Source organism: Roseovarius aestuarii (genome assembly GCF_019966515.1).
GTDB lineage: Bacteria > Pseudomonadota > Alphaproteobacteria > Rhodobacterales > Rhodobacteraceae > Roseovarius > Roseovarius aestuarii.
In genome coordinates, this window is record NZ_JAIMIB010000047.1 from 1 (window position 1) to 5214 (window position 5214).

Sequence of the window (5214 nt, forward strand, 5' to 3'; positions counted from 1 at the left end):
CGGCGCTTGCTTCACAGCAAGTCCGCCGCATAATCAAACCAACCAGATGGGTCAGATGCTCTACCGGCTCAGACCGCCCTAAAGCCCAAAACCTCTGATGACGGACAGTCCCGCGTTGCCGACATCGGTGCACCAATTTGTCGCCGTCCTCGGCCAACGTCCGCTATGCGGGCTGCGACCGCAACATCTTGACCGGTCGGTCAAGGTCCGGTTTGGGCCGGGGAGAAATGATAGCGCAGGGTGCCCTTCCCACCCAGATCGGATACTCTAGCGGCCTTAATACTGCCTCCTTCGAGGTTTAGGATCCAGCTCCCAGACAGATATTGGTCGAATTCGGGAGCCACTTAGATGTTGCTTGCTGTACCCGTGGTCGTTTTTCTAGCGATGACACTTTACTTTTGGCACGCGCGCCGCAACGACGATTCCAAGTCCTTACGTGCACTCAAAACGATTCTGTCTTTTGTGTTCGCCGGTTTGACCACAATTGCCGCCGCTCCGTTGATCTATATTGCTCGAAATAATATGCGCACAAGGAAACTGTGGGCGCAGTTAAGTCGCAAGAAATAGCCGCTCAAATACCCAAAATGCTGCGCTAAGCACCAAGATCGGTTCTTGGGAAATTGGAGAGTTGATTTTCAGAATGGTCGAATGTCGGGTTTGGGCCGGCCTCATTCGAGTGAATCGCGTCTGACTTCCGAATGCTGCACTTGCTCCGACGGCGCCAAAGAGCCCAAGTGACTCGATGCCGCGACCTTCAAGAGCGACTGATTTGATCAATTCGTGCAGCTGTGCCTTTGCGAACCTTTTCTTGCGCGTCCGGCGATAGCCGATCTGAGCAACGATCCAAATTCAGTTCGCTGAAATTGGGGGCAGCCAGACCGCTGTCGTTGCATGCGCTCAACCGTGATTTCATCTCTTCCCGCATTTTGACATGATGGGGCTGCACGTTGTTCAAATGCTCAATGTCAGAATCAATTAGCTTAATTTCATCGGCCGCTTCACAGGAATTCAGAACTTCGAGGCCAATCTGGGTATGAGCGGTCAACGCATTCCAACCCTCGCCTTCGCCTTTGGGTACGCCCTCAAACCAATTGTCACCGACAGCAATGTCGGCTTGCAGACCGATTGCATCGGGACAAAGCTTGCAGCGGAACTGAGTGGTCCAGGGGTTGTCATCCCAAAGCTCGTTATAGGTCGCCTCTAGAATTCGCCCGTCAGGCATCGTTGCTATGGTCGGGCCCGGGCAGCCATTGCCGCGCCAACGAAAACTCGTCGGCCTGTCTTTTTGGAAATCCATGTCCCGGCGCGCATAAAACCCCTCCAGGGCTGATACACTGGGGACGGTTCCACAGAACATCGCTTGTGTGAACCGAACAAGATCGCGTGCACGTGCGTCCCTGCGCTGAAGATTTCTGATGCCGGCAACGTCGCATGGCTTGAGGGACACGGCAAACGGCTCGCCCAGATCAAGGACATCCAGAATGGTGGATAATGTTGCGGCACTGGCATAGCGCGACCCGTTAGCCTTCATCAGGTCTTCCTTGGTGCGGCAGATCGCTGGAATACTCCCATATGGATTTTCAGGATCTGGAATGGCCTGTAAGACAAACTCGACCTGTCTGGTATTCAGCAAATGGATGTTGATCGCTGTCATAATACCGCCTGAAGACGCCGCGAACCTTAGATCCCTGTCAGTCGCATAGCCCTTAGCTACCCGGCGGCACTCCCCCCAAACGGCATCAAAACCCGGCGCGGCATCGGTCGAAAACGGCCCGGTAACATTGATGCCGGGACACAGATCAAGAATGGCTTGTTCCTCGCTCTGATCAATCGCCCGCGTTGGAACGGGACGCAGATGTCCGTCGGTGTTCATTCGCATTTCGATCGCAGCGTCCGGCGCAAGGGCTTTGCACAGGCCACAGCCAATGCAAAAGCCGCTGTCAATGATTTGATCCAAGGTCTCGAAGCGCTTCATTTCATCCCGCCTTCGACGGTTCTAGGTCGCATGATCCGACCCTTGCCGGTCCAACATCCGTAAAAGCCCGGGCCATTCGGTTTTTCCATTGTAGTTGTAGTGATCCGATGCCGCCATCTGGTCCTGGTACCGGGCCACTTTTTGAGGGTCGATCAAATGCGGTTCGCGCCCCATGGACAAGGTCTTGATCTGGGTCGAACAGGTCTGACGCAGGAAATACGCGCGGAAAAATGCCGCCGCAGCCGTATCGCCCAAGGCATAATACCCGTGATTGCGACTGATGAGGATTTGGTTTGCCCCCAATTGTTTGACGAAATGCTGGCCGAAAGCGTCATCTTCCTCGAATTCATATTCGATGTAGCCGGTGATATTTCCCAGATAAACAGCGGGTTGGTTCAACGGAAGAATTCCGTCTTCAATCGACCCCACCGCCATGACCTCTTCTTCATGGCCATGCACGAAAAAATTGGCATCAGATCGCGATCCCAAAATCCATTGACAGAGGTTCTGCACGCCATCGTTCAACCACGGTGCATCCGGGTCAACCGGCTGACCGGCGGCATCAATCTTGACCATGTCGGACGCACGGGCTTCCTCCCAGAACATGCCGTACGGATGCACGAGGTAGTGGTCGGGTTGATTCGGCACACGCGCACATATCGCCCCGTTTGCCAAATCCGACATGCCGTACTGGGCGATGATGCGGAACGAGGCTGCCAGCTCGACACGCGCCGTCCACTCTGCGGCGGAGCATTTTGCTTTGGTCTTGATAGGTGTTGCCGGCATACGCTTTCCTTTCACTATGACGCGCCCTCAAGCGCGTAGTTGCCTTTTGATCGTGCGAATACGCGAATGCAGATCATCGCGATCACAATAGATACCTTCGATGAAACGTGATCCGCCTTTGGCTTCATATCCGGCGCGACCATGCAGAACCCGGCGGTTGTCAAAGGCCAGCAGGTCGCCGGGTTCATAACGAAATACCATCTGATAGGCCGGGTCCTGCGCACGCGCGCAGAAGGCGCGGTATGCCTTGTAGGCGCGCGCCTGTACCTCTGGCGGAGCCTTGAGAGGTGCTCGCAAAAAGGTGTTGTAACGGATACCTGTGATTGCGCCGTTTGCATCTGTTTCCACAACCGGCCCGCTGCCCCTGTAGTCAGACGTCCTGGCGCGATTGTTATACTCCCAGATGTCGGTAATCAACGAGTGGAAATGGTCAGGTTCTTCCTGGCGCATATCCTCGGCGATGCAGTAGGCGTCGACATAAATCCCTTCACCCCCGGTCGTCGTGTTGTCACGGGTGTAAAGAAACTGCAGGCCAAATGGCAGCTCGCGTGTTGGCAGGTCAACATGCTGAAGCAGACTGCCTGATGTATAGGCCTGACTGTCGGGATCATCCTTGATTTCCAGCACGTACTGTCGGCCAAAGTTGCTTTCGCGAACTGGGCCGATCCGGGTGACAATCTCTTCGAGCAACCCATCCTGTTGGGGTAGCCCCCGCAGGCGCGCCACGCCGAAATCACGCAGCGCCTCCAGCCAATGCAAGAACCTCTCAGGATGATCCAAAGCGTCCGGCCCGTCGAACGTGGGCGGTTCGGGCTGTTCTGCCGATGTCCAGAGAAACAGCGGTTCCGGTTTCGGCGCTTCAAACCAGGCGGTTCCGCGCAGCCAGCCGGGATGAAAACTTGTATCCAGCCCATCGGAAAATTGAACCCTGACGGCACCGGTTTCCAGAATGTCGGCCGATGTGATCCCCACATCCTGCGGAATATCAGTCGGTGAAATCGCCATTTCCCGTGCCTTTGGATGCGTGGTCACCGGGTCAGGGCTGTTCTCGCGCAAAAGCAAGGCGTGATGCGCGCTTGTACGACCATCAGCCCAGACTACCGACAAAACATCTGCTGCGGCTTTGACGTTCCGGACCTCATGTGTAACGGGCCAGACGTCGAAATCAGGTGTTCCAGGCAACTCGAGCATTTTCTGTCCTCCGCCTGAGACGTTAGCGCAGAACCAAGTTCTTAAGTTGACAGAATTTGGCAATTACTTGACGCTATTCAGCAAAGTGAGATGCCTCATGCTTCAGGTCGACATCGTACTGACCGAAAACTTCCCGATCCTCTCCGTTACCCTGGTCACGGAACCTCTGAGAGTGGCCAACAGAGAAGCCACGCAGCCTATATGGAGGTGGCGCATCCTGTCGGCGAAAGGCGGGGTCATGACAAGTTCCAGCGGGTTTGAGTTGGCGACGATCCCGCTAGACGACGCAAAAAGCGATATCGTCATATTGGTTTCGTCCTACGCGCCGGAAGCCGCCCTTGCCAAGCCGCTGCTGAGTTGGCTGAGGGCGAAGGCCAGAACAGGCGCGCTGATGGGATGTGTCGATACCGGCGCCATGATTTTCGCCGAGGCCGGATTGCTGAACAAAACGCCCGCAGCCGTTCATTTCGAGGCTTTGCAGGGCTACCGCGAAACATATTCGGATCAGATGTTCGCCGATCGAATGTTTGACGTGTCGAAAAACCGCTGCTCCAGCGCGGGCGGCGTCGCCACGTTCGACATGACATTGGGGCTGATCGAGCGTTTTAGTGGCCGCGATCTGTCGCTGCGAGTCGCGGAAATTCTGACATATCGCCCAACGGAATATTCTGGACCGCAGCAAAAGATGCTGGCGGAAACATCGCTAATGCGAATTGACCGAAACCTGGGCCGTGCAGTTGATCTGATGCTGGCAAATCTTCAGAACCCGCTGGCAATACGCATTATCGCAGAGAAAGTTGCCCTGCCCGAATGGACCTTGGCACGGCTGTTCAAGCGGCACCTCAAACATACCCCGTCCGGATATTACCGGTACCTGCGCCTGTCGCAGGCCAAAAACATGCTGCTCAATTCAAGCCTCCGCATCAACGAGATCGGAGTTCTTTGTGGTTTCGAAAGTCCAGAGACGTTCGCGCGGGCATTTAAGAAACATTTCGGCATCACGGCAACGAAAACGCGCCAACGATAATAACAGTCCGCGCGAAGGCAGATACTGGACCGCGTGAACTTTTGGTCTGTTTTGTTCGCAGATTGTCAGTTTGTGAGACCAAGATGCTGCGCAGTGCACCAAGGTCGGCTTTCGGGAAGCTGGCAGCGAAAAATGGGAACGTCGCGAATGACGGGAACGGGCCGATTGGAATGGCCCATTCGCCGAAATTTGATCGAGTGTCACGAACGCTTCCGCAATACTTGCATAACGGCCA

The 5214-nt window shown here is 55.3% G+C and carries 5 protein-coding genes; 2 read left to right on the top strand and 3 right to left on the bottom strand.

What is annotated here, in order from left to right:
- Positions 1 to 348: 348 nt before the first annotated feature.
- A complete protein-coding gene (locus LC334_RS22785; protein WP_085802617.1) occupies positions 349 to 567 on the top strand; it encodes a hypothetical protein in 219 nt (72 codons plus the stop codon).
- A gap of 187 nt (positions 568 to 754) precedes the next feature.
- Here the strand turns inward: LC334_RS22785 and LC334_RS22790 are convergent, their stop codons facing one another.
- From LC334_RS22790 to LC334_RS22800, 3 genes are read right to left on the bottom strand one after another with little or no spacing between them, the layout of a single operon-like run.
- The gene (locus tag LC334_RS22790; RefSeq protein ID WP_085802616.1) at positions 755 to 1975 is read right to left on the bottom strand and encodes a Coenzyme F420 hydrogenase/dehydrogenase, beta subunit C-terminal domain; all 1221 of its coding nucleotides are present in this window, start codon (positions 1973 to 1975) and stop codon (positions 755 to 757) included.
- A gap of 21 nt (positions 1976 to 1996) precedes the next feature.
- Positions 1997 to 2761, bottom strand: a complete 765-nt coding sequence (locus LC334_RS22795) for a class II aldolase/adducin family protein (protein ID WP_085802615.1) — start codon at positions 2759 to 2761, stop codon at positions 1997 to 1999.
- Between the two features lie 27 nt (positions 2762 to 2788).
- Entirely contained in the window at positions 2789 to 3952 is a 1164-nt protein-coding gene (locus LC334_RS22800) for a TauD/TfdA family dioxygenase (protein ID WP_085802614.1), read from the bottom strand.
- Positions 3953 to 4049: 97 nt separating this feature from the next.
- On the opposite strand from LC334_RS22800, the gene LC334_RS22805 reads away from it, so the two are divergent.
- The gene (locus tag LC334_RS22805; RefSeq protein ID WP_085802613.1) at positions 4050 to 4979 is read left to right on the top strand and encodes a GlxA family transcriptional regulator; all 930 of its coding nucleotides are present in this window, start codon (positions 4050 to 4052) and stop codon (positions 4977 to 4979) included.
- Positions 4980 to 5214: the final 235 nt, after the last annotated feature.

Coding starts and splice junctions, on each gene's coding strand:
- LC334_RS22785 (WP_085802617.1), top strand. CDS start 349: ATGTTGCTTGCTGTACCCGTGGTCGTTTTTCTAGCGATGACACTTTAC.
- LC334_RS22790 (WP_085802616.1), bottom strand. CDS start 1,975: ATGAAGCGCTTCGAGACCTTGGATCAAATCATTGACAGCGGCTTTTGC.
- LC334_RS22795 (WP_085802615.1), bottom strand. CDS start 2,761: ATGCCGGCAACACCTATCAAGACCAAAGCAAAATGCTCCGCCGCAGAG.
- LC334_RS22800 (WP_085802614.1), bottom strand. CDS start 3,952: ATGCTCGAGTTGCCTGGAACACCTGATTTCGACGTCTGGCCCGTTACA.
- LC334_RS22805 (WP_085802613.1), top strand. CDS start 4,050: ATGCTTCAGGTCGACATCGTACTGACCGAAAACTTCCCGATCCTCTCC.